The following is a 238-nucleotide window of genomic DNA, read 5'->3' as shown; positions in this document are numbered from 1 at the left end:
CTGTCGGCGACGACCAACGCGGCCAGTGGCCGGTCCCTCGCGATGACCCTCGTCCTGGCCCCCCAGGAGGTCACCGGTGGTCCGCCGGCCAACCAGCCGCCGGTGGCGGTGGTCGGTGAGCCGGTGTGTGATCTGTTGGAGTGTGCCTTCGACGGGTCGGGGTCCTCGGACCCTGATGGTGGTGACTCGGTGGTGGCGTGGTCGTGGGACTTCGGTGACGGGTCGCCGGCGGCGTCGG

At 71.8% G+C, this 238-nt stretch carries 1 protein-coding gene; it reads left to right on the top strand.

All coding sequences use genetic code 11. The features are described 5' to 3' along the window. The coding region (locus Q0967_RS17360) for a PKD domain-containing protein (protein ID WP_299451326.1) at positions 1-238 on the top strand (238 nt) is incomplete at both ends.

The organism is uncultured Serinicoccus sp., from assembly GCF_947500995.1.
GTDB lineage: Bacteria > Actinomycetota > Actinomycetes > Actinomycetales > Dermatophilaceae > Ornithinicoccus.
Note: the sequence above shows the minus strand (reverse complement) of the source record. Positions and strands in the feature narration are given on the sequence as shown.